Below are 24,760 nucleotides of genomic sequence, written 5' to 3'. Positions count from 1 at the left end.
GCGCGCGTTCGGCGCGCGGACGGTGCGGCGTGCGTCAGGCCGCCGGATCGACCGGCGTGCCCTCGACCGTCTGGCGGGCCTCGTCGACGAGCATCACGGGGATGCCGTCGCGGATCGGATAGGCGAGCTTGTCGACGGCGCAGGACAGTTCCTGCGCGCCGCGATCATAGTGGAGCGGGCCTTTGCAAACAGGGCACACAAGGATTTCAAGCAGGCGAGCGTCCACGGAGTTTCTCCACAACGAGAGCGATAAGGCGGGGATCGAGCGCGGCTTCGACCGGGACGACCCAGATTCGTGCATCGCGCCAGGAAGCGCCCAATTTTACTGCATCCTTCTCGGTTATCAGGATCGCGTCGACGGCGTCGTCGACGAACGGGTTGTCGGCGAACGCGTAGTGATCGGGCAGCGCGCGCGTCGCGGGCGCGAGGCCGGCAGCGCGCAGGGTTGTAAAGAAGCGCTCCGGCGCGCCGATGCCGGCCGCCGCGAGCACGCGCTCGCCCGCGAACTGCGCGAGCGGGCGACGCCGCGCGGGCTGGTCGAGATGCCAGGCGTCGCCGGGCGCGAGGCGCAGCGCGAAGGTGTCGGGCCAGGGCGGCAGCGCGCGGCGGTACGGATCGTTGATCAGCGTCGCATCGCGGCGGCGCGACAGCGGCTCGCGCAGCGGGCCGGCGGGCAGCAGGAAGCCGTTGCCGCCGAGCCGGTGGTCGAACACGACCAGTTCGACCGTGCGCCGCAGCCGGTAGTGCTGGAGGCCGTCGTCGCTGATCACGACGTCGACCTCCGGGTGGGCGGCGCGCAGCGCGCGCACGGCCGCGACGCGATCCGGGCAGACCCAGACCGGCGCGCGCGTGCGGCGCGCGATCAGGAGCGGCTCGTCGCCCGCGCGCGACGGCGGCGAGTCGGGCGTGACGGCCGTCGGCGCGTCGATGCGCGCCCCGTAGCCGCGCGACACCACGCCCGGCCGGAAGCCTGCCGTGCGCAGCGCGTCGACGAGCGCGATCACGGTCGGGGTCTTGCCGGTGCCGCCGACGGTCACGTTGCCGACCACCACCACCGGCACGCCGGGATCGACGCTCGCGAGCCAGCCGCGCGCGAATGCCGCGCGGCGGGCGGCCGCGACGGCGCCGAACGCGCAGGCGAACGGCGCGAGCGCCCAGGCGAGGGGCCCGCGATGCTGCCAGGCGTGCGCGAGACGCGCCTCGAGGCGGGCGCGCGGCCCGCTCGGCGTGCTCATGCGGCGGGCCGCGACGCGTCGGGCGTCGGGGCGTCGGACGGATGGATCAACAGCGCTCTCCGGGAAGGCGGCGGGGCCGCCAGACGACGATGAAAGGCGGCACTCTAGCGCGCCCGCCCGGCGCGCGGCAAGCCGCGCCTCGCATGGCCCTGATTTTCCGCCGATTCGCCGCACAGTGGATAACTCTGTGGAGAACTTCGCCGGTCAAGCTCGTCCAGGTCCGAATGGTGGGCATCCGGTCGGATGGCAAGTGCGCGAACAAAGAAAAAACTCAAGCCCATTCAAGTACTTGGGTGGAATGTTCTGCGTTTTCGGGGAGTTTGTTACGGCCCTGTCCCCGGATCGCCTCCGGTGTGGACACTTCTCCGGCACCATGCCCGCGGCGTCACGCGCGGCTGGACGCCGCGGCTCGCGCGGTCTATCGTTTGCCGGCTGAATCCTACCGACAGTCCATGCCTACCGAATCTCCTTTTGCCGCTGCCGGCGGCGCGCCGTCGGGCGACGGCGTCATTCCCGTTTCCGCGCTCAATCGCGCGATCGGCTCGATGCTCGAGCGCAATTTCCCGCTGCTGTGGGTGGCGGGCGAGGTGTCGAATTTCACGCGCGCCGCGAGCGGTCACTGGTACTTCTCGATCAAGGACCAACAGGCGCAGATGCGCTGCGTGATGTTTCGCGGCCGCGCGCAGCATGCGGAATTCACGCCGCGCGAGGGCGACCGGATCGAGGTGCGCGCGCTCGTCACGATGTACGAGCCGCGTGGCGAGGTGCAGCTCAGCGTCGAGGCGGTGCGGCGCACCGGCCAGGGCCGGCTGTACGAGGCGTTCCTGCGGTTGAAGGCGCAGCTGGAGGCGGAAGGGCTGTTCGCGCCCGAACGCAAGCGCGCGCTGCCGCGTCATCCGCGTGCGATCGGCATCATCACGTCGCTGCAGGCGGCCGCCCTGCGCGACGTCGTGACGACGCTCGCGCGGCGCTCGCCGCATCTGCCGGTGATCGTCTACCCGGCGCCCGTGCAGGGCGCGGGCGCGGCGGAGAAGCTCGCGGCGCGGGTGCGCGAGGCGAACGCGCGCCGCGAGGTCGACGTGCTGATCCTGTGTCGCGGCGGCGGTTCGATCGAGGATCTGTGGTCGTTCAACGACGAGGCGCTGGCGCGCGAGATCGCCGCGAGCGCGCTGCCGGTGGTGAGCGGCGTCGGTCACGAAACCGACTTCACGATCGCCGATTTCGCCGCCGACCTGCGCGCGCCGACGCCGACCGGCGCGGCCGAACTCGCGAGCCCGCAGCGCGCGCAGCTGTTGCGCGAACTCGACGAGCGCCACGCGGTGCTCGCGCGCGGCCTGCGCCGCCTGATCGACGCGCGTGCGCAGCAGCTCGACTGGCTCGCGCGGCGCCTGATCAGCCCGACCGAACGGATCGCGCGCCAGCGCACCCACGTGCGCCAGCTGGCGGCGCGCCTCGCGGGCGCGGGCGGGCGGCCCGTGCGCGATGCGCGCGCGCGCTTCGCGCTCGCGCAACTGCGCTGGCAAACGCTCAGGCCGGATCTGGCGGAGCCGCGGCGCGCGCTGGCGGCGCTCGCGCAGCGCCTCGACGCAAGCTGGCTGCGCCGGCACGAGCGCGAGACTGCGCGCGTGGCCGGCTGCGCGGCGCGGCTCGAGGTGTTGAGCCCGCAGCGCACGCTGGAGCGCGGCTACGCGGCGTTGCTCGATGCGCAGACGGGGCGCGCGATCCGCACGCCCGCCGCGCTGAAGCCGCAGCGTCGCCTCACCGTGCATCTGGCGGAAGGCTCGGCGGATCTCGCGCTCGCCGACGTGCAACCGCGTCTTTCGGATACATTCTGAGCGCGGGTGCGCGGATGGCGGCGAGGGCGCGGGATGTCCGCGCCGCGTTGGCGACGATTCGCCGAATCCCGCGGATAAAGGCCCGCGGGTTTGCGGGGTTATTCGGAGTCGCCTACAATCGGACGCTCCGCAGCACCCAATACAGCCCTCCCTACATACTCTCTACGAAGGAATCGCCATGGCTCATACGCTCCCGCCGCTGCCGTACGCTGAAGACGCGCTCGCTCCGCACATCTCGCTCGAGACGATCCAGTACCACTACGGCAAGCACCATCAGACCTATGTGACGAACCTGAACAATCTGATTCCGGGCACCGAGTTCGAGAATCTGTCGCTCGAAGAGATCGTGAAGAAATCGTCGGGCGGCATCTTCAACAACGCAGCGCAGATCTGGAATCACACGTTCTTCTGGAACAGCCTGTCGCCGAACGGCGGCGGCGCACCGACGGGCGCGCTGGGCGACGCGATCAACGCGAAGTGGGGTTCGTTCGACGCGTTCAAGGAAGCGTTCGCGAAGACGGCGATCGGCACGTTCGGCTCGGGCTGGGCATGGCTCGTGAAGAAGGCCGACGGCTCGCTCGACCTGGTGTCGACCAGCAACGCCGCGACGCCGCTCACGACCGACGCGAAGCCGCTGCTGACGATCGACGTGTGGGAGCACGCGTACTACATCGACTACCGCAATGCGCGTCCGAAGTTCGTCGAAGCATTCTGGAACATCGTGAACTGGGACTTCGCCGCGAAGAACTTCGCGTAAGTCCGTCTCTGTAGCGAGACAATATAGTCTGGAAAGTGCAATAGAAATTGGAAAACCCAGACGCGAAATTGAAAGCCCTCGGTATGAGGGCTTTCTGCTGTTTGTGCTCTTTTTTTGGAGAATCCTTGGCTTCCAACGTTGGGCAGGTCATCTAGCACAGCGTCGAGAGGGGTTCAGTGAGAACAAATCCAATCGCTCCAGGAGCAGTAAATGGTGGCCGCCTGGATCCGAGCATCGTCGACCCCGCACGAACGAATCGGGCCCGCGACTGGTTTGAACGGCAGTTTTGCGTCCGTCCGGAGGGGGGCAGAATTACCGTGTTCAAGGCGGGTTGAGCGTCATAGTCTTGAATCCGGAACTTGGCACCTTCGGTGTTTTCGATCCATAGGCCGAGGATGTCGCGCGACCCATCGGGCAGCACACCCAGCGCCAGATAGACGGCCTGGTTACGGACCACGGCGTCTTCACGGATCTTGACCCGCAGCGCATCGAAGAACACGACGGGATACGTCGGCTCAAGCGGCCGGGACTGCCAGGCCGTGACCTCAGCCATCACTTCGTCGGTCACGGAGCTGATGAAGTCGGGCGAGACCTCAGTGCCGTGCTGTTCAAGCAGGAAAGCCCTGGATCTCGTGCACCGTCATGCCCCGGGCATACATGGCGACGATCCTGTCATCGAACCCGGTGAAGCGCCGTTCGTATTTGGGAATCAGCAGCGGTTCGAAGCTGCCGTCGCGGTCGCGCGGCACCTCAATGCGAATCGGGCCGTCTTCGGTCAGAACCGTCTTGGCGCCTTTGCCATTGCGCTGATTCGTGGCGTTGGCCGGTTTGGCAGCACCGGACGGATAGCCGAGATGGTGATTCATCTCTCCGCCCGGTGCTCGTTCGATCAGCGCCTTCTTGAGCGCCAATGTCGCAGCATTGATGGCGTCAGCCGCCATCGCGGCCGTTACCAAACTGCTCCGGCAGTTCGGCGGGAATCGCCGGCAGGTCCGCCGGCTGGGCTTTCGGTTTGCGTGGCATAAACGCTCCTGAGTCGCGTCATGTTATGCCTTGAACACGAAATCTCTGACAGTCCCGGGGTCGACTGCGTCCGCGTTCGTCGACCCGCCACTGCGCCGCCCGATCTGGTACCACGCACGCTAGGCCATACCCTCGCATCTCGACGGAATTCGACATGTTGCCTCATCCTGGACGGCTAATCGCGCGCTAACGTACCGGTGCACGCCTACGTACGGGCTTTGATGCTTCACCTGCGCCGCACGCTGTCCACGGCAATGCGCTCGCCAGCCGAAAACGTGCAACGCACGCGTGTCGGGTACGGCACCGTACCGATTTGCACAGCGATTGGGCGCACGTTCGCATCAGGCGCCTCGACCTCTGTCGCCGGGACGCCCAGGACGATCCGGGATACAGCGCATTGCATCGCACGTGAGGACCGTCATCACCGGAACGGAGCGTCACCATGAATCCCATCACACTGGTTCTATCCACCGCGTTCGTACTCGCGGCTCTCGCTGTCGGCGCATGGGGCAACCTGTACCTCGCAGCCCCGCTTTTCATCGTTGCCATCCTCATCGCGCTGTCCGTGCGGGTTGCCAATGTCTGGGAAAAATTCGTGATCTTGCGGGTCGGAAAACTGCAGAGCGTCAAGGGGGCCGGTTTTTTCATGATTATCCCGATCATCGACAACATCGTCGCGGTCATCGACGAGCGCATTCAAACCACCGCATTCAACGCGGAGGAAGCGCTGACCAAAGACACCGTGCCCGTCAACGTCGACGCCGTGATCTTCTGGCACGTCCATGACGCGCAGAAGGCCGCTCTGGCGATTACCGACTATCGGCAGGCCATCGACCGGGTCGCGCAAACCTCGCTGCGCGAGATGATCGGATCATCGATGCTGGCTGCTCTGCTGTCGGACCGCAAAGCGGCCGACATGCACCTGCGCGACGAGATCGGTCGGAAAACCATTGACTGGGGTGTGACGGTCCGCTCGGTCGAAACCCGCGACGTCGCGATCCCGGTCGCGCTGCAGGATTCGATGTCGCGCCAGGCGCAGGCGGAGCGCGAAAAGCAGGCGCGGGTGATCCTCGGTTCTGCCGAGGCGGAAATCGCGTCCAAGTTCGTCGAAGCGGCGCAGGTATACGAAAATCATCCGGGCGCGCTGCAGTTGCGCGCGATGAACATCATCTACGAGACGACGAAGGAGCGCGGTGCGACGATCCTGATTCCCAGCTCGATGGTGGACAGCCTGAACCCGGCGCTTGCGCTTGCCGTGGCCGGATATGACGTGACGCGCGCCGCGCCGGCGACCTCGTTCAAGAACGCAGCCTGATCGCGAGACGCACTGCGCCGATCGCGATGTTTGGTGCGAATCGGCCGAGAATCGATGCTGTGTTCGGGCAGTGCACGTCACCCGCAGGGCGGACCCGACCGGTCCGCGCAGATTGTCATGAGCAAGGTTATCCTCAATGCACTCACCGCCTGCCTGGCTGGCGTAGCGTGGCTGGCTCCCGCGCCATGCCGTGCCTATGCATTGGATACGCAACTCGTCTGCTCGACCAATGCACACGCGTTCATCTCGCTCCTACTGGCGCGCGGCTATATCGACCCCGCTCCGATGCGGGTCGAACAGAATTCGGTCAACGCGTTTCGACTGACGCACGGCACCGTGCTGACTGTGTTCGGCTTCGAGGTCTATGCGGTGTTCGCCTACGAACGAGGAGACGCACTGTTCAAGTCGGGCAGCGGGCAGCCTCTGCCCGGTTCGATCTATGGCGCCGTCGTCAAGGCCCCGATCGAATCCGTGGAAGCGCATTTTCATCTTGCCGGCAGCCAGGCTGTTGCGCGTCAGGTCATTCCATTCGTCCTGACGGCCGTCACTTGCGCAAGCCCCTGATCTGCCCTTTGGAGCCTTTCATGATGAACACGAACACCGAGGAAACCTGCCGGTGCGTCGGCGGTCCGCTGCATCGCCATCCGTTCCCGGTCATCGGCGTGGCGGTCGGCCTGACCTACCGCCTCAGCGGTGACTTCTTGAACGATCCGGCGCGCACCGCCGACTATGAGCGCAAGCCGCTTACGCGGCCGACGGCCGACGGCCGAGGGCCTGCAAATGCGCGAATTCTTCGTGCTCAACACGCTGACCGACGGCGACGCCCTGATGGAGACGTTGGCGGACCCCGATACATTTTGGAACTAGACCCGGCCACCCGTGGGAGCCCCGCATGCACGCGGACCTTGCTGAACGGATCGCCGCCGGCCAGGTTGCCCAAGAATCGTCGTCCTGCACGAAGCACCGTCCGTCGCCTCTCCGCGCTCCTGCCCTCGCCAATCCGTGCGGCAACGTACCGACTTGCCGCCCTGGCGCGCGCATTTTGGTAGATGCCACCTGCACGGAAGGCGCGTGCTGACGAATGATGAATGGACACCCTCCCGGACGCGAGAGGCAGCGGCTCGGCAACTGCGCGCGAACGCGCGTGCGGCCGACGACCGCATGCCCGCAAGTCCCCCGCGTGATGGCACAAGCGGTGGCCGTAAAGATCCGCACGCCCGGACAACGCATCTCCGAGAGCCGGAAACGGCTTGGCATGCGTTTTCGGCTCGTTCTCCGATGTATCCACACAGAGCAGTTCAACCTCTGCGCTCTCAAACAGAACGTAGAGCCGTCACTACAAGGCGGATGTCGAGGCCGGCGAAACGCCGGCTTTCGGCGTTGCCGGCCCCCGTGGTGTTGCGACGACGTGGCTGGGAGCGGCGACCCGTTCCGTCGCGCGTAACCTGGATCGATGCAATGAAAACGTGATGATCGCGGCTATCCCGATCACGATGCCCCACATTGCGCTTGTCATCTTTCCATCCTCCGACTGCAATAAGGAAATTGCACGTCGCATGCCTCGTGGGCATTGACGTTCGGACTGCCGGTATCACTCGGACATCCTGCAGTCGGGGGCGCTACGAGTCGGTACGGCGCAGGACACTGTTCGCTGTGTCGGAAAACGAGAGGCCCAATCGTTTGGGCCGATTCTATCCAAGGCACACATCGCCCGGCTTTATTGAGCAACTGGTTGGGGTTGGGGCGCGGCGGTAGGGCTGACGAACGACTGAAAAAGGAGAATAACGGCCAGATGGCGTGTCGGTGCGGTAGCGCTGAGCGATGGGGACAGGCACGTTGCGGTATGACAACGCGGTCCTTTATCCGACGTGGCCGTCGCAATTGAGCGGGCTCAACCTGCGCAAGGCTCGGGAAGGCCGCCCGATGCCGCTACGATGGGGTGATAGGCTTGAGCAGCGACAACGCTTCCCGCGCCGCAGATACTCGATCTCGGACTGCACGGGAGAGAGGCTGGCGCGTGTCCGTCACCGGGCCTTCGCGCACCTGCTGCCGCGGCAACGTGCGGCGCCGCCATTCGCTCACGGGCGTTTCGTTGGCACCCGGGCGTGACCGGCCCATCTGCGCAAACCGGGCGGAGCAATTCAGGAAGTCGATCATCGAACTGAGAATCAGGATCGTGGCGCCACGTTCCTTGCTCGTCTCGCAGGTGAGGTTCATCGCGCGCAACGGCTGCGCACCCGGATGGCTTTCATGCACTTATGCAGCCTCGACGAACTTGCTGGTCATTCATGTCTGAACCGATTCGCATGGAATTCCAGCGGCGAACCTGTGGCTCATGAAAGCAAATATCGATTCTGCGGACCCTGGACATACTGTTTCTGCGCGATTGCGAGAACCGTGTCGCGAAACTCGTCAAAAACGACAAGCACCGAGCGTTCGTCGGATCCCATGCCAGGACGCAGGTTTCTGAGTACGGCGTCGTCCACCATGAAGCTGATTTCGCGTGAATTGTCGTACCCCCAGAAACACACGCAATGTCGCGAGGCATCGTAGCTACGGCTTGGATTGGGAAAAATAAGCATCTTGGTCAGTTTTACGAATCAGTTTTTCACATCGACATCGAAGCGTAGCGTCGTCGCGGGACGATGTTGAAAAAAGCGCCACAGGATCCGGATTCTGATCGTGGGGCGCCGCTGCTATTGTGGTGTCACTGACGCTTCGACGCTTCCTTCTTCAGTTTCTTCGCCTCCTTCTTTTCCTTCGGCGTCTTGACTGCAACTTTCTTATCCGATTTTCTGGCGTCGTGGGCTTTGCTCATGATTCCCTCCTTCTATAGAACTTTCACTGAGTACGCCGTGACGCATTTTGCGACGCGGGCGCAGACCAATCCAATCTGTCGCGAGGCGGTTGCGATTGGTATCGCGCATCTGGCGATCGATACCTCGACCCGGATGTCAAGAATGCTGCGAGGCGGGCCGACACTTGCTGGGCGTAGCATACATCCATCACGGGCATGAGCGGAGGCAACGATCGCTTTCCACGCGTTGCGCGGCGGATTTCGTTTGTTGACAGCTGCGCTGCCCCCTGCATCATCGTGTGGAAGCTCAAGCGTGCATGGAGCGCGGCTGCACGCCGCGGGGGGGCCCACTGCGCTCCGCGCTGCGCATTCCGGCTCATGTCGTGAGCCGACTTCGGGATCCCGCCTCGAATTCAACGGAAGACCGCGGAAAGTACGTGGGAGAGTGGGGGCAATCAGGTTGCTGCTTCCGGAAGCGTCGCTTTAAGTATAGTCCGTTGCGTGCGATAACCGTGCCAAATTTTCGTCCGCTCCGTCGAGGTCGAACTCGCGGTCGAGTTGGTCGCACTGGAACCGGCTTACGAAAATCATCCTGGGCGTCGCCGCTTGGGGCGATGAACATCAGCCACGAAACGACGAAAGAGCGCGGCGCGACGAACCTGATCCCCGGCTCGATGATCGACAGTTCGAATGCCTTGCCGGCTTCTGCTGGTTGCCACATGCGGATGCGATCTTCATCCGGGCCGCTCGATCCGCCGGTTGAACGGACGGACTGCACGAATCCCCGCCGGAAGACTGTTCACCAGCGTACCGACTCTCCGGCGCGCCGCGGGGCACGATGACGCTCGTGGTGTTTGTCTGCCGGGAGAGGCTCATGGAATATCCGATCTATATCACGCGACGCGGAAATCCCCGCTATCACGGCAGGCTGGCGGATTTTCCCGAAGTCATCGTGGAAGGCGATACCTATGGTGAATTACAGGCGGTCGCCGTGCAGCGGGTCATGGCCCGCTATGACCGGTGCTCGCGTCTCATTCCACCGCCCACCTTGGATCTGTCGGTCTTGCAGGCATCGGCGCTCGACACCGGCGACGGTATCTGGCGCTTCGTCGAGCTCGACCTGACCCGGATGACGTCGAGCACCATACGAATCGAGTTGTGCTTGCCGGAGCGTATCGTGCGCGACATCGATCGAACGGCGATCGCGTTGCATACGACGCGCGACGTGGTCGTGTCGATGCTGTGCGCCCACTGCACGGGCCGGTCCGCGCAGCGGGGCAGGTCACCGGCGGCGATGTCGCTGTCGCCCGCGCTGTGACGGCCCGAGCATGTCGCGGCGCGGTCGTCCGCGGGTCGCGACCGGCGCCGATCCGCGTTGCCGGATAGAAGAGACCGCCCTGATCCGCGGCCCGCGGATCGGAATCAAGCCGAGCTTCGCCCATCCCGCATGTCCGTCGACGCCCTGGTGTCGAGGATATGTCGCGCGACGGATCGCGGCGTTCAGGGAGAAGCTGTGTCGAAGAATCACGTAGCGCGCGGTGCACGTCACCGAACCTCGCCGTGGAGCAATGCCCGGCCGATTCGCGAGGAATTCTTCGGCGAGGAAAGACTGGCGCAGCATGGGGCCAGCCTGGCCCACGCGCAAAAGATCTCGCCCGGCCCGGCCTCCGGCCCCTCGCTTGCCACACGGTTGAAGGACAACGCAGATCATCTGCTGAAGGCCTACCGCAACACGGTGGCCGCAGATGCGCGCGGCGAGGAAATCATGCCCGCGGCGGAGTGGCTGCTCGACAACTACTATCTGGTCGCGGAACAGGTGCGGCAGATCCGCGACGATCTTTCCCCGCGTTACTACCGGCAACTGCCCAAGCTCAGTGGTGGGCCGTTCGCCGGCTATCCGCGCGTGTTCGGGATCAGTTGGGCCTTCGTCGCCCATACCGACAGCCGTTTCGATCCAGATGCCCTGTGCCGCTTCATACTGGCCTATCAGGCCGTGGAGCCGCTGACGATCGGCGAGCTATGGGCGGTGGCGATCACGCTGCGGATCGTGCTGATCGAAAACCTGCGGCGGCTCGCGGACCAGATCATCGACGATCGGCGCGCGAGGATCGACGCCGACGCGCTTGCGGATCGCCTGCTCGGCGAGGGCGGCCAGACGCGGCAGGACGCGGGACCGCTGGTCGCCCGCTACGAGCAGGCGGTATCGCACGATGCGTTCGCGGTGCAGCTGATCCAGCGGCTGCACGACCATGATCCGGCCGTCGCGCCGGCGCTGGCGTGGCTGCATCGGCACCTGGCTGCGCGCGGGGCGACCCCGGACCAGATCGTCGCGTCCGTCAATCACCAGCAAGGCGCCGCGAGCCTGACCGTGCGCAACGTGATCACCAGCATGCGGCTGATTTCGGGGGTGGACTGGACTGATCTGTTCGAGCGCATCAGCCTCGTCGATCAGGTGCTGCGCAGCCACCCCGGATTCGCGCAGATGGATTTCCCCACGCGCAACCTGTATCGCGACGCGGTCGAGGCATTGGCGCGCGGCGCGCCCGTCAGCGAGCTGGAGGTTGCCCGTCGCGTCGTCGCCGAGGCGGCGGCGCAGGGCGCGAACCCCGCGCCGGCCGACGGTGCGCCGCCGCGCCGCGAGTCCGACCCGGGGTATGCCCTGCTGGCAGGCGGCCGCGCCGCGCTCGAAGCCGCGATCGGCTATCGTCCGCCCGTGGCGTCATGGTTGCGGCGCCTGACGCGTCGCGCCGGCCTCGGCGGTTATCTCGGGCGGATCGGACTGCTTGCCGCGCTCATGCTGGCGGGCATGCTGGCGTGGCTCACCCGCATCGAGCCGACCGGTCACTGGCTGATCTGGCTCGGCCTCGCCGGGCTGCTGCCCGCACTCGATGCCGCGGTGGCGTTCGTCAATCGCGGCGTGATGCGGGATGTCGGCGCGCGCATCCTGCCTGGCCTCGCGCTGCTCGACGGCATTCCGCCGGATTTGCGCACCATGGTCGCGGTGCCGGTGTTGTTGACGACAGAAGCGGCGCTCGCCGAGCAGATCGAACACCTGGAAATCCATCATCTGGCGAGCCCTGACGGAGCGCTCTACTTCGCTCTGCTCTCCGACTGGACGGATGCGCCCACGCCGCATCTCGACAGCGACGACGGGCTGCTGGCGGTCGCGATAGCGGGCATCGAGCGGCTGAATCGCCTCTATCCGGCGGCGCCGGACGAAGGCGAGCGATTTCTGCTGCTGCATCGTCGGCGCGGCTGGAACGCCGGCGAACGATGCTGGATGGGCTGGGAGCGCAAGCGCGGCAAGCTGCACGAGCTGAACCGGCTGCTGCGCGGCGCGTCGGACACCTCGTTCATCGCGCTGGCTGGCCGACCGCCGCGCGTGCCGCCGGACGTGCGCTACGTGATCACGCTCGATGCCGATACCCGGCTGCTGCGCGATACCGTGCGCCGCCTGATCGGCAAGATGGCGCACCCGCTCAACCGGCCGGCATTCGATCCGGCGAGCCGCCGCATCGTCGACGGCTATGGCGTGCTCCAGCCGCGCGTGACCTCGTCGCTCGCGAGCGGCGACGAAGGGTCGCTGTTCCAGCGCGTGTCGTCGAGCGCGCACGGCATCGATCCTTATGTGTCGGCCGTATCGGATGTCTATCAGGATCTGTTCGACGAAGGCTCCTATGCGGGCAAGGGCATCTACGACGTCGATGCGTTCGAGGCGGTGCTCGCCGGCCGCGTGCCGGAGAACACGGTGCTCAGTCACGATCTGTTCGAAGGTATTTTCGCGCGGGCCGGGCTGGCGTCGGACATCGAGGTCGTCGAGGCCGCGCCGTCCCGCTACGACGTCGCGGCGGGACGCCTGCACCGCTGGGCGCGCGGCGACTGGCAACTGTTCCCGTGGCTGGCCTTCGGTCACGGCGCGCTGCCGGCCGTCGGTCGCTGGAAGATGATGGACAACCTGCGCCGCACGCTCACGGCGCCCGCCATGTTCGTTGCGCTGCTGGCCGGCTGGTGTCTGCCGCTGCCCGTGTCGCTGGCCTGGAGCGCGTTCGTGCTGGTGACGATCGCGCTGCCGCTGTTGTTGCCCGTGTTGAGCGGACTGGTGCCGCGCTGGCGGCGCACGCACGTCAAGATGACCACGCGCAGCGTGCTCTATGCGTGGGCGGCGGAGCTGAGGTTCGCGTCGACGCGGTTCGGCTTGTCGATCGTCATGCTGCCGCAGCAGGCGTGGTCGATGATCGACGCGATCGCGCGCACGCTGTTTCGCGTGGGGATCAGCCGCCGGCATCTGCTCGAATGGACCACGGCGGCCGAAGCCGGCGCGCGCGACCGGCGCGCCCTCGCGTCGACCTATCTGCAGATGCGCAGCGGCGTCGCGCTCGCGCTGCTGGGCGCGGCTGTCTCGCTCGCCGTGAACTGGCGCCTCGATCGGCCTGGCGGCTGGCTGGCCGTTCCGTTCGCGCTGGTCTGGCTGGCTGCGCCGGCGATCGCGTACTGGCTGAGCCGCGCGCCGAGGCCGGCGGGCGAACTGGCCGTGACGCCGCGTGATGCGCGCCAGCTGCGGCATGATGCACGCCGGACCTGGCGTTACTTCGAGACGTTCGTGACGGCCGACGATCAGATGCTGCCGCCGGACAATTTCCAGGAGGATCCAAAGCCCGTCGTCGCGCACCGGACCTCGCCGACCAATCTCGGGCTGTATCTGCTGTCCGCCGTCAGCGCCCGCGAGTTCGGCTGGCTCGGCACGCTGGACGCGGCGTCGCGGCTGGAGGCGACCCTCGCAACGATGCAGCGGCTGCCGCGCTACCGCGGGCATTTCTACAACTGGTACGACACGCGCGATTTGCGACCTCTCGAACCGAAGTACGTGTCGTCGGTCGACAGCGGCAATCTCGCCGGCCATCTGATCGCGCTCGGCAACGGTTGCCGCGCATGGGCGGACCAGCCGGGCGGCGTGGGACGGCAGGCAGTGTGCGACGGGATCGGCGACACGCTCGCGTTGCTGCGCGAGGCGCTGTACCGGGGCGATGCCGCCCGGACGGCCTTGCACGGCGAATTCGAGCGGGCCGCGACCGAGCTGGAGGAGACGCTCATCGCGGCGGCCGCGGAGGACGGAGCGCTGGATTGGCCCGCGATCATGATGCTGGCCGCGACCGTTGCCGATGTCGCGCGTGCGCTGATGGACGAGATCAGCCGGGAGCGAAGCGGCGATGTCGAGGACGTGCTGTTCTGGGCGCAGGCGCTCGAGCACGCGGTGCAGGGGCACAATTTCGACGCCGTGCGCACGCGGGACGACACGCAGGTGCTGAACAAGCGTCTGCATGCGCTGGCCGATGCCGCGCTGCAGATGGCCTCTGCGATGGAATTCGGATTCCTGCTCGATCCGGTGCGGAACCTGCTGTCGATCGGTTATGCGGTGGCGGACGGACGGCTCGATCCCGGCAACTACGATCTGCTGGGATCGGAAGCGCGCCTGGCGAGCTTCGTCGCGATCGCGAAGGGGGATGTGCCGGCGCGGCACTGGTTCCGGCTCGGCCGTCTGGCGACGCCGATCGGACATCGCGCGGCGCTGATCTCATGGTCGGGATCGATGTTCGAATACCTGATGCCCTCGCTGGTGATGCGCGCACCGGCCAGCAGCCTGCTTGCGCGCACCAATCATCTGGTGGTGCACCGGCAGATCGCGTATGCCGACAGCCTGCGCCTGCCGTGGGGCATGTCCGAGTCGGCCTACAACGCGCGCGACATCGAGCTGACCTATCAGTACTCGAGCTTCGGCGTGCCCGACCTGGGGCTCAAGCGCGATCTCGGCCAGCATCTCGTGATCGCGCCTTATGCGACCGCGCTCGCGGCGATGGTCGCGCCGGACGCCGCTGCGCGCAACTTCGAGCGGTTGCGCGCCGCCGGCGCGTGCGGACGCTTCGGCTTCTACGAAGCGCTCGACTACACGCCTGCACGCGTGCCGGAAGGGCTGTCGGTTGCCGTCGTGCGAGCCTTCATGGCGCATCACCAGGGTATGTCGATCGTGTCGATCGCGAATGCGCTGCTCGGCGGGCGCATCCGCGCGTTCTTCCATAGCGAGCCGGCCGTCCGCGCAACCGAGCTGCTGCTGCAGGAGCGGGTGCCGAGCCGGGTCGCGGTGGGGCGGCCGCGGGTCGACGCGAACCCTGCCGGCAGGGTGCGCGGCGTCGAATCCGCCGTTGCGCGGCGCCTGCTGTCGGCGGACGATCCCGCGCCCGTCACGCATCTGCTGTCCAACGGACGCTACGCCGTGATGCTCACGGCCGCGGGTTCCGGTTACAGCCGCCGCGACGACCTGGCCGTCACGCGCTGGCGGGAAGACGCGACGCGAGACGATTGGGGCAGTTATCTGTATTTGCGCGATGTCGACAGCGGTGAGGTCTGGTCGGCCGCATGGCAACCCACCGGCGTGGTGCCGGACAGCTACGAAGCCACCTTCACCGAGGATCGCGCGGAGTTCGTCCGTCGCGACGGCAGCCTGACGACGTCGCTCGAGGTGGTGGTGTCCGCCGAGGACGATGCGGAGGTGCGGCGGGTTTCGGTGGCCAACGCGGGCGCCCGGGCCCGCGTCATTGAAGTGACCTCCTATGCGGAAATCGTGCTCGCGCCGGCCGCCGCCGACCACGCGCACCCGGCCTTCTCGAAGCTGTTCATCGAGACCGAATACGTGCCGGCCTCCGGCGCCATCCTGGCGACGCGGCGCCGGCGCGCGCCGAACGAGGCGGAGGTCTGGGCCGCGCATCTGGCGGTGAGCGCCGGCGAAATCGTCGGCGCGGAAGAATTCGACACCGATCGCATGCGTTTCATCGGGCGCGGGCGCAGCGTGCGTCTGCCGCTCGCGATGGATGAGTCGCGCGTGCTGGGCGCGTCCGAAGGCACGGTGCTGGATGCGGCGTTCATGTTGCGCCGGCGGTTGCGCATCGAGCCGGGCGCGAAGGCGAGCATCGCCTATTGGACCATCGTCGCGGATTCGCGCGCGCAACTGCTCGATCTGGTCGACAAGCATCGCGACGGCGAATCGTTTTCACGCGCGGCGATGCTCGCCTGGACCCAGGCCCAGGTGCAGTTGCGGCACAGCGCGGTGAGCCTCGACGAGGCCGCGCTGTTCCAGCAGCTGGCCGGCTACATGCTGTACAGCGATCCGTCGATGCGGCCGAATTCCGCCGCGCTGCTGCGCCATGCGGCGGCCGTGTCGGCGGCCGGCGGCGTGGGGGCGTCGCCGCTCTGGGCGCACGGCGTGTCGGGAGACCTGCCGATCCTGCTGGTCCGGATCGACGATATCGAGCATATCGCGATCGTTCGGCAGTTGATCCGCGCGCACGAGTACTGGCGGATGAAGCGGCTCGCGGTCGATCTGGTGATCGTCAACGAGCGTGCGGCATCGTATGTGCAGGATCTGCAGGCCGCGCTCGAAGGGCTGGTGCGAACCCGGCAGCCGCGCGACGAAGCCGGGCGCGGCAGTATTTTCGTGCTGCGCGCGGACCTGATGGCCGCGGCGGCGCGGGCATTGTTCCCGGCCGCGGCGCGCGCCGTGCTCGCCGCGCGCAACGGCCGGCTGGTGGATCAGTTGCGCCGCCTCGCGAATGTGCCGCTGCCCGCCCGTCCGGAGGCGGCGCGCGTGCCGCAGTCGCCGCGCGCGTTGCCGCCGCCCAAGGGCGCGCCGGCCGGCGCCGGTCTCGAATACTTCAACGGCATCGGTGGTTTCGCGCGCGACGGCCGCGAATACGTCGTGATCCTGCCGCCCGGTCAATGCACACCGATGCCGTGGGTCAACGTCATCGCGAATCCATCGTGCGGTTTCATGACGTCGGCGGAGGGGGGCGGTTATACGTGGGTGACGAACAGCCGCGAGCATCCGCTGACGCCGTGGTCGAACGACCCGGTCACCGATCCGCCCGGCGAGGCGTTCTATGTCCGCGACGACGAGACCGGTCTGCGCTGGGGGCCGCAGGCCAGCCCGTTCCGCGACGACACGTCGGGCGTCACTGCGTCGGGCGTCGAGATGTCGGGCGGCGCGTCTTACGTGGCGAGTCATGGCCAGGGTTACAGCCGCTTCACGCATACCGCCGCCGACATCGTCACCGAATTGCTGCAGTTCGTGCCGTTGGCCGATTCCGTGAAGATCTCCCGCCTGACCTTGCGCAACGTGTCGGAGCGGACCCGCCGGCTGTCCGTCGCGACCTATGCGGAATGGGCGCTGGGCGCGTCGCGCAGCGTGGCGGCGCCGCACACCGCGAGCGAGCTGGATGCGGCCACCGGCGCGCTGTTCGCCCGCAACGACTGGAGCCAGGCGTATCGCGGCCGGGTGGCGTTCGCCGACCTGGGTGGCCTGCAAACCTCCTGGAGCGCGGACCGGCGCGAGTTCATCGGCCGCAACGGCGTGCTGAGCGATCCCGCCGGCTTTCCGGACCGGATCGGTGCGCCGCCCCTGTCGGGCCGGGTCGGCGCGGGTCTCGATCCATGCGCCGCGTTGCTGACCACCGTCGATCTCGAGCCCGGCGGCACCGCGGAAATCGTGATGCTGCTCGGCGAGGGAAGCGATGCGGCGGCGGCGCGCAAGTTGATCACTCAGTACCGCCGCGCGGATCTCGACGCGGTATTTGCCGCCGTCACGGCGTTCTGGGACGAGACGCTCGGCGCGATCCGGGTCGAGACGCCGGATCGCGCGATGGACCTGATGCTGAACCGCTGGCTGCTGTATCAGACCCTGTCGAGCCGGATCTGGGCGCGGGCGGGTTTCTATCAGGCCAGCGGCGCGTACGGGTTCCGCGATCAGCTGCAGGACGGCATGGCCCTGGCGATCGCCCGCCCGGCCCTGACGCGCGAGCACTTGCTGCGGGCGGCGGCGCGTCAGTTCCCGGAGGGCGACATGCAGCATTGGTGGCTGCCGGAAAGCGGCAGCGGCGTGCGGACCCGGATCTCCGACGACCGGGTATGGCTGGCCCATGCGGTCGCGCACTATGTCGGCGTCAGCGGCGACCGGGCGGTTCTCGATGTGTCGATTCCCTTCATCGACGGTCGGCCGCTCGCGGCCGACGAGCAGGACGCGTTCTTTATCCCGGGCATTTCGGAAACCAGCGCATCGTTGTTCGAGCATTGCGCGCGTGGGCTGGAGCAGAGCCTCGTGCACTTCGGCGAACATGGCCTGCCGCTGATCGGAACCGGCGACTGGAATGACGGCATGAATCGGGTTGGCGAGGCCGGGCGCGGCGAAAGCGTCTGGCTCGGCTGGTTCCTGCATGCCACGCTCACGGCGTTCGCGCCGCTCGCGCGCGGCGCGGCAGACCGGCGCGCCGCTGGCTGGCGCGCGCCGCCGCGTTGCGCGACGCGCTGGCCGTGGCGGGATGGGATGGCGAGTGGTATCGGCGCGGCTACTTCGACGACGGCACGCCGCTCGGCTCGGCCAGCAGCGCCGACTGCGCAATCGACGCGATCGCGCAGTCGTGGAGCGTGCTGTCGGGCGCGGCCGACCCGGCGCGCGCCGCGCGCGCGATGAATGCGCTGGACGCGCAGCTGATCCGCCGCGCCGATGGGCTGGCCTTGCTGTTCACGCCGCCGTTCGACCAGGCGCCGGTCGATCCCGGCTATATAAAGAGCTATCCGCCGGGCGTCCGTGAAAACGGCGGCCAGTATACGCATGCGGCCACCTGGTCGGTGCTCGCATTCGCGCAGATGGGCGACGGCGATCGCGCCGCGGGCGTGTTCGCGCTGCTCAATCCGGTCAATCGCAGCCACACGCGCAGCGGCGTGCATCGTTACCGGGTGGAACCGTATGTGGTCGCGGCCGATGTGTATTCTGTCGCGCCGCACGTCGGCCGCGGCGGATGGACCTGGTACACCGGCTCGGCGGGATGGCTGTACCGCGCGGGCATCGAAGGTCTGCTCGGATTGCGCAAGCAGGGCGACACGCTGTCCATCCAGCCCTGCATCCCGCGATCCTGGCCGGGCTTCAAGGCGATGCTGCGTCATGGGGCGGCGCACTACGACATCGTCGTCGAGAACCCGGAGGTGGTCAGCGGCGGCGTGTTGCGCATCGTCGTCGACGGCATGCCGCTCACCGCCGGCGCATCGGCCGTCCGACTCGTGGACGACGGCCGGCGGCACAGCGTCGTCGTGACGCTGGGGGCGGCCCAGGCCGTGTTGCAGTGAGCCTGTGGAAGGCGCGAGGTGCGGGCGGCGCGGAGATCGTGGGGAGCGGTCGCGGATGCGTCAGCCTCGATGCCGTTGGTGTCGCAGTCACCCTGTCCCGGCCGGAGGGCCGTCCGGCACGCAGGGTGCGCGGCCCCTTGCGAATCCGGCGGAGGATGGTCAGCCGGGGTTCGCGTCATGGTTTCCCCGGCGGATGACAGGTTAGCCGCCCGTCGCGTCGAAGCCGCCGTGATGGACGGATCAGATTGCCGTCGGCGCGATTTTTCCGTCGACGATGTCCTTGCCGAACTGCATGGCCAGATCGAGGGCGAGCGCGGCCGTCTGAGGCTCGCCGTCCTGGAAGAGGGTGACGTAACGCGGCGCGGTCGCGGAAGTGGGCGGAATCATGTCGATTCGCACGATCGAGCCGAAACGTGGCGGGCCCGGTGCGTGAGGATCGCCGAATGGCGGGAATCGCTTTTGCGAGTACGCGCGGAGCTCGTGTCCGTGATACTCGAGCGTGGGGATGGTCATGATGTGCTCCTGATGGGATAACGGTCGTCGATGTCCGGGGATCCGGCGGCGGCGAGGTCGCGGACCGGATGCGCGGCGTGATCAGTCCGGCGGGTACGCCATGCCCCAGCGCTTTCTCGATTCGGTGATCCGTTGCTTCGTTATCCGAAGCCGTTCTTGATCGCTCGGAGGCGCGTGCGCCGGCTTGTCGGGGGCAGCGGGCATGCCGTCGTCCGTCGCGCTGTCCTGCTCGTACCTGTGGCGCTGTTGTCTGGCGTTGACCTTGTGCTTGGGGGTGTTCATGTGCCGGCTCCCATGAGTTCGGGGTTCGTGCGCGCGGTGGTGGCAGATTCGCATGCACGACGACTCAGCATGGCCCGGCGCAGAGAGAAAGTCGGTACGATGCCGCGCAGTGCGGGCGCCGGTCATGCCGAGCCGTTGGCCGCGCCGTGCGTGTGCGGCGCAGGGCCGTTCTCTCATCGCGCCCGAACCTTCGCCGAATGAAGCGCGTCAGGTCGGATGCACGGATTTGAACTACCTGCCAGACGGATTCCCCGGATCCGCCTGCCGTGCCGATGTTCCTGTCGATCTTCATCGCGGGCGCGCGCCCGGCGTCCCATGCATGGCGTACGATCCGACGTCGAGGCCGCGCGTCGTATCGGACGGCGCTTACAGGTCGGGAAACGGATTGCCGTGTCTCGTGGCCACTGTCTGGGGGCGCGTGACTAGATTGGCCGACAGCCAGGTCGACGCCTTGCTCAGGCGTTCCGCCATGCAGTCCTGGCCCAATTCGCATATCAGGAGACGGTCGTCCGGCGCCATCGCAGCCGAAAAGGCCTGCGACAACTGGCGGGCGGTGCGGCTCGTGTTGAGCACAACGAATGCGCCCATCTGGTGAAGATGGACGAATGCGTATTCGCCGCCGGAGGCCTGGGAAGCGATGTCGCGGATTCTGGCGTGCTGCTCGGTCGGCGCGCCGATGAAAATGCTGACGAGATAGCTGGCTTTCTGGAGCATGGGCGTTTCACCTTGAGCATGGACAAAGCCTTGCCGGGATCGTGACGGGAAGCGGTACGGACCGGCGTATCAACATCCGGTCGATGTTTCGCGCGTGGCTATCCACGTCGTTGGCGCAAGCATGCGCGGCGGGCGAGTACAGGTCGGTACGCTGACGTACGGGTTCGAAGCGGGGGGAGTGGACTGATTCTAGAGTCGCTTCAGATCGGGAAGCAGGCGGTCGAATTCGCGCTTGACCACGTTATAGCATTCGCATACGCGATTTTCGAGGCCCAGCCGGTCCAGCACTTCGATGTGTCCGTAGTTGTAGCGGATGAGGCCCGCGTCCTGCAGCTTCAGCGCGGCTTCCGTCACGCCCGACCTGCGCACGCCCAGCATGTTCGCGATCAGTTCCTGCGTCATGCGCAGCTTGTTCGAGGGGAGCCGGTCGAGGCTGAGCAGCAGCCAGCGGCACAGCTGCTGATCGATCGAGTGATGCCGGTTGCAAACGGCGGTCTGGGCCATTTGCGTGATGAGCGCCTGGGTGTAGCGTAACAACAGACGCTGCATCGCGTCGCCGCGTCGGAATTCGTCCTTCAGGGCGCTCGCGTCGAGCCGATACGCCTGCCCCGCGCTTTGCACGACGGCGCGGCTCGGGGTCGTTTCGCCGCCCATGAACAGCGATACGCCGATTATCCCTTCGTGGCCGACGATCGCGATTTCCGCGGACGAGCCGTTCTCCATCACGTAGAGCAGTGAGACGATCGACGTGGTCGGGAAAAAGACGTGATGGAGTTGGCCCCCCGACTCATACAGCACTTTTCCGAGCGGCATCTCGACGAGCGCCAGATGCGCGGCGATCCGCGCAAGCTCGTTTTCCGGCAGCGCGGCAAGCAGATGATTCTCGGTGACGGGCAAATGGTTCGGCATGCGTCGCTCATGAGGTGATTGGGCCCGGCGCGAGGGAGGATACGGCTGACGCGGACGCAGCGGGGATCGGGCCGGATCGCTCATCCTATTTCACCGCCGGGGGGCGACGGTACGGTAACCGCGGCATGTCCCTTTTTCTGATGAGTCAGGCGCTGGCTGGATGCGAAACCTCCTCCAAAAATTATAGTGTTGCCGTGCGCCTTCACAAGCGGCTCATCGGCATTGGTTCGCTGTTGGACAGACTCCGCGTATACATCCGCTTACTTTCATTTCAAAGAGACGATGCACGTTCCGAACCCGGTGCATCGGGCCCGAAGCCCGTGTGGAGAAACCGAGGGGGATCCGTTCGCGGTAGGCGAGACGCGGCATCGCCGATCCCGGCATGGCAGGCAACGCACGCATCGACGGACGTCCTGGTTCGATGACATCGATCGGCGGCTCCCGGTGCGGGCGCATCGGCGCATGCCATGCCGTATCGATCGGGGCGAAATGACATGCCACTGGGACTTCTGCTGTTGATCGTGGTCGTGCTGTTGATGGTCGGGGCGATCCCGACTTGGCGCTACGGCACCGGCTGGGGGTATCGCCCGAGCGGGTTGTTGGGCTTCGTATTGATCGTGGTGCTCGTCCTGATGTTGCTCGGAAGGCGGTGACGCAGGATGCCGTCGTCCCTGACGGTTCACCGCAAGACGTCGCGCCGGCACGCTCGTGCCGGGCGTGACACCGTATCGAACCGTTCGAGCCGCGCACGCATCGGGCAGCGAGATCGATTGCGGATCGGTTCCCGCGACGGCGGGGTTCCACCCGTCTGAACGTTCCATGAATAGGAGAAGGCGAATGAACAAGGATCAGATCAAGGGAACCGTCGAGAACGTCAAAGGCGAGGTGAACGAAGCTGTCGGCAGGGTGAGGGGCAACACGAAGCGGAGGTCAAGGGCGTCACCCAGCAAGCGGCGGGCGAAGCGCGCAGGAATCCGGGCAACGTGAAGGCCGCGCTCAAGAAATCCTGATGACGGGCGGGGCGCCGCGATTTCGTCATCGACCGTGCGGCGGCCCCTGCGATGGGCGGGTGAGGCGCAGGCTGTTCCGGATTCACTCCAGCAGCTTCAGCGCGCGCTCGCAGACGTTCACGACCGTGAAGCCATAGTCGTTCATCAGTTCGGCGCCCGGCGCCGACGCGCCGAAATACTCGACGCCGAGCATGTCGCCACGATCGCCGATATAGCGGTGCCAGCCTTGCGACACGCCGGCCTCGATCGCCAGCCGTGCGCCGACCGCGGGCGGCAGCACGGCGTCACGGTATGGGCGCGGCTGCGCATCGAACAATCTCCAGCAGGGTAGCGATACGACGCGAACCGCCAGACCGCGGGTCAGCAGTTCGGCGTGCGCCGCCAGCGCGAGCGAGACTTCCGAGCCTGTCGCGATCAGGATCAGCACGGGCGGATGGCCGTCGGGCGCGTCGGCCACGACATAGCCGCCCCGCCGCAGGCCTTCGGCCGGCGCGAACCGGAGTCGATCGATGACCGGCACGTTCTGGCGCGTCAGGATCAGCGCGGTCGGCCGTTCGCGGGCTTCCAGCGCGACGCGCCACGCCACGGCCGTCTCGTTCGCGTCGGCCGGGCGGATCACCAGCAGTCCCGGGATCGCACGCAGCCCGGCCAGCTGTTCGACCGGCTGGTGCGTCGCGCCGTCCTCGCCGACCGCGAGGCTGTCGTGCGTGAAGACGTAGACGACCTGCAGGTGCATCAGGGCAGCGAGCCGCATCGGCGGGCGCATGTAGTCGGAAAAGATCAAGAAGGTTGCGCCGAACGGCAGGAAGGCGCCGTGCGCGGCGAGACCGTTCAGGATGGCGCCCATCGCGTGCTCGCGCACGCCGAAATGCAGATTGCGACCGGCGCGGTGCCAGCCGCCGCCGCTGGAGCCTTGCCGATCGAGCGCATCGGCGCCCGACGCCTCGAAATCACCGAGCCCGTTCAGCGCGGTGAAGGTGGACGGATCGAGATCGGCCGAACCGCCCGTCAGCGACGGCATGCGCGGCACGATGGCATTCAGCACCTTGCCCGACGCAACCCGCGTCGAGACGCCCACCGGGTCGGCCGCGAAGACCGGGATGTCGCGGTGCCAGCCATCGGGCAGCGTGCCGCGCACCATGTCCAGCAGCGCGTCGGCCAGTTCAGGGAACGCGCTCGCATAGGCCGCGAAGCGGGCGTTCCAGCGGCGCTCGCGCGCGAGCCCCTCCGGCAGCGCGCGGCGAAAATGCGCGAGCGCCAATTCAGGAACATGAAACGCGGGCTCGGATGGCCAGCCGAGGTTGTGCTTGGTCAGCAGCGTCTCGGCGTCGCCGAGCGGCGAGCCGTGCGCCTGGAACGTATCCTGCCGGTTGGGCGAACCGTAGCCGAGATGCGTGCGGACGAGAATCAACGACGGGCGCGCCGCGTCAGCGCGCGCACGGGCCAGCGCCGCGTCGATGGCGTTCAGGTCGTTACCGTCGCCGACGGTCTCGGTATGCCAGCCGTAGGCGTCGAACCGTCGGGCGCGATCCTCCGTAAAGGTGATCGCGGTGCCGGCGGACAGCGTGACGCGGTTGTCGTCATACAGGCAGATGAACTTGCCGAGCCGGAGATGGCCGGCGAGCGATGCCGCTTCCGCGGCGACGCCTTCCATCAGGTCGCCGTCGCTGACGAGCGCGTAGGTGCAGTGATCCACGATATCGAAGCCGGGCCGGTTGTAGCGCGCGGCCAGCTGCGCTTCCGCGACGGCCATGCCGACGGCGCTCGCGAAGCCCTGGCCCAGCGGGCCGGTGGTCATCTCGACGCCCGGCGTGAGGCCCCGCTCGGGATGACCGGGCGTGAGGCTGCCCGACTGGCGGAATCGTTCGATCTGATCCAGCGGCAGGTCGTAGCCGGTCAGGTGCAACAGGCTGTACAGCAGCGCCGAGCCGTGGCCCGCCGACAGGACGAAGCGGTCCCGGTCGAACCAGGACGGATTGGCCGGATGATGCCTGAGATGGCGCATCCACAGCACGTAGGCCATTGGCGCTGCACCCAGGGGCAGACCGGGATGGCCGCTGTCCGCTTTCTGTACGGCGTCGATCGATAAAAAGCGCAAAGTATCGACGCAGAGCGCGTCGAGTACCGGATCTGCGGTCGATGCAAAATCGCTCGATGTCATGCGGGGCCTCCGTGGCGTTCTGTCGGACCTTGCGCCGGGGCG

Annotated in this window: 16 protein-coding genes and 2 pseudogenes; 8 read left to right on the top strand and 10 right to left on the bottom strand. The window is 67.0% G+C overall.

Annotated features, from left to right (window positions below):
* Nucleotides 1–34: 34 nt before the first annotated feature.
* Together Bsp3421_RS26235 and lpxK are read right to left on the bottom strand one after the other, a co-directional pair.
* Nucleotides 35–226, bottom strand: coding sequence for a Trm112 family protein (locus Bsp3421_RS26235; RefSeq protein WP_273998845.1), 192 nt, complete (start codon nt 224–226; stop codon nt 35–37).
* Nucleotides 207–1,235, bottom strand: a complete 1,029-nt coding sequence (gene lpxK, locus Bsp3421_RS26230) for a tetraacyldisaccharide 4'-kinase (RefSeq protein ID WP_273998843.1) — start codon at nt 1,233–1,235, stop codon at nt 207–209. Before lpxK ends, Bsp3421_RS26235 begins: the two co-directional genes overlap by 20 nt.
* 452 nt (nt 1,236–1,687) lie before the next feature.
* Here lpxK and xseA point away from each other — a divergent pair, with 452 nt between their 5' ends.
* Together xseA and sodB are read left to right on the top strand one after the other, a co-directional pair.
* Nucleotides 1,688–3,070 carry an exodeoxyribonuclease VII large subunit gene (xseA, locus tag Bsp3421_RS26225; protein ID WP_273998842.1) on the top strand — a complete coding sequence of 461 codons (1,383 nt, stop codon included), beginning with the start codon at nt 1,688–1,690 and terminating at the stop codon, nt 3,068–3,070.
* A 178-nt stretch (nt 3,071–3,248) separates the two neighbouring features.
* Nucleotides 3,249–3,827 carry a superoxide dismutase [Fe] gene (gene sodB / locus Bsp3421_RS26220; protein ID WP_273998841.1) on the top strand — a complete coding sequence of 193 codons (579 nt, stop codon included), beginning with the start codon at nt 3,249–3,251 and terminating at the stop codon, nt 3,825–3,827.
* Nucleotides 3,828–4,182: 355 nt separating this feature from the next.
* Here the strand turns inward: sodB and Bsp3421_RS26215 are convergent.
* Nucleotides 4,183–4,850, bottom strand: a pseudogene (locus Bsp3421_RS26215) (IS256 family transposase); the annotation flags it as partial.
* Between the two features lie 442 nt (nt 4,851–5,292).
* Between Bsp3421_RS26215 and Bsp3421_RS26210 the strand changes: the two are divergent.
* A complete protein-coding gene (locus tag Bsp3421_RS26210) occupies nt 5,293–6,165 on the top strand; it encodes a slipin family protein (RefSeq protein ID WP_273998840.1) in 873 nt (290 codons plus the stop codon).
* Nucleotides 6,166–6,282: 117 nt separating this feature from the next.
* Nucleotides 6,283–6,729 (top strand): hypothetical protein, encoded by a 447-nt coding sequence (locus Bsp3421_RS26205; protein WP_273998839.1) that lies wholly within the window; start codon nt 6,283–6,285, stop codon nt 6,727–6,729.
* A gap of 1,365 nt (nt 6,730–8,094) precedes the next feature.
* On the opposite strand, the gene Bsp3421_RS34515 is transcribed toward Bsp3421_RS26205, so the two are convergent.
* Both Bsp3421_RS34515 and Bsp3421_RS26195 read right to left on the bottom strand, forming a co-directional pair.
* Nucleotides 8,095–8,421 (bottom strand): hypothetical protein, encoded by a 327-nt coding sequence (locus Bsp3421_RS34515; RefSeq protein WP_443111531.1) that lies wholly within the window; start codon nt 8,419–8,421, stop codon nt 8,095–8,097.
* 77 nt (nt 8,422–8,498) lie between these two features.
* Entirely contained in the window at nt 8,499–8,747 is a 249-nt protein-coding gene (locus tag Bsp3421_RS26195; RefSeq protein ID WP_273998838.1) for a DUF1488 domain-containing protein, read from the bottom strand.
* A gap of 1,089 nt (nt 8,748–9,836) precedes the next feature.
* On the opposite strand from Bsp3421_RS26195, the gene Bsp3421_RS26190 reads away from it, so the two are divergent.
* Nucleotides 9,837–10,280, top strand: coding sequence for a type II toxin-antitoxin system HicB family antitoxin (locus Bsp3421_RS26190; RefSeq protein WP_273998837.1), 444 nt, complete (start codon nt 9,837–9,839; stop codon nt 10,278–10,280).
* A gap of 195 nt (nt 10,281–10,475) precedes the next feature.
* A pseudogene (locus tag Bsp3421_RS26185) lies at nt 10,476–19,129 on the top strand (GH36-type glycosyl hydrolase domain-containing protein).
* A 240-nt stretch (nt 19,130–19,369) separates the two neighbouring features.
* Here Bsp3421_RS26185 and Bsp3421_RS26180 read toward each other — a convergent pair.
* From Bsp3421_RS26180 to Bsp3421_RS26165, 4 genes are all read right to left on the bottom strand, one after another.
* Nucleotides 19,370–19,642, bottom strand: coding sequence for a hypothetical protein (locus Bsp3421_RS26180; RefSeq protein WP_273998836.1), 273 nt, complete (start codon nt 19,640–19,642; stop codon nt 19,370–19,372).
* Between the two features lie 81 nt (nt 19,643–19,723).
* Nucleotides 19,724–19,924 carry a hypothetical protein gene (locus Bsp3421_RS26175; protein ID WP_273998835.1) on the bottom strand — a complete coding sequence of 67 codons (201 nt, stop codon included), beginning with the start codon at nt 19,922–19,924 and terminating at the stop codon, nt 19,724–19,726.
* 366 nt (nt 19,925–20,290) lie between these two features.
* Nucleotides 20,291–20,638: a hypothetical protein gene (locus Bsp3421_RS26170; RefSeq protein WP_273998834.1), complete on the bottom strand. Its 348-nt coding sequence runs from the start codon at nt 20,636–20,638 to the stop codon at nt 20,291–20,293.
* Between the two features lie 189 nt (nt 20,639–20,827).
* On the bottom strand, nt 20,828–21,547 hold the full coding sequence (locus Bsp3421_RS26165; RefSeq protein WP_273998832.1) for a Crp/Fnr family transcriptional regulator: 720 nt from the start codon (nt 21,545–21,547) through the stop codon (nt 20,828–20,830).
* 494 nt (nt 21,548–22,041) lie between these two features.
* On the opposite strand from Bsp3421_RS26165, the gene Bsp3421_RS26160 reads away from it, so the two are divergent.
* Nucleotides 22,042–22,200, top strand: coding sequence for a DUF3309 family protein (locus Bsp3421_RS26160; RefSeq protein WP_273998831.1), 159 nt, complete (start codon nt 22,042–22,044; stop codon nt 22,198–22,200).
* A gap of 184 nt (nt 22,201–22,384) precedes the next feature.
* The gene (locus tag Bsp3421_RS26155; RefSeq protein ID WP_443111530.1) at nt 22,385–22,534 is read left to right on the top strand and encodes a CsbD family protein; all 150 of its coding nucleotides are present in this window, start codon (nt 22,385–22,387) and stop codon (nt 22,532–22,534) included.
* Between the two features lie 105 nt (nt 22,535–22,639).
* Here the strand turns inward: Bsp3421_RS26155 and tkt are convergent, their stop codons facing one another.
* Nucleotides 22,640–24,718: a transketolase gene (gene tkt, locus Bsp3421_RS26150; RefSeq protein WP_273998829.1), complete on the bottom strand. Its 2,079-nt coding sequence runs from the start codon at nt 24,716–24,718 to the stop codon at nt 22,640–22,642.
* Nucleotides 24,719–24,760 lie beyond the last annotated feature (42 nt).

This window comes from Burkholderia sp. FERM BP-3421, assembly GCF_028657905.1.
GTDB lineage: Bacteria > Pseudomonadota > Gammaproteobacteria > Burkholderiales > Burkholderiaceae > Burkholderia.
This window is presented reverse-complemented; position numbering and strand designations above follow the sequence as displayed.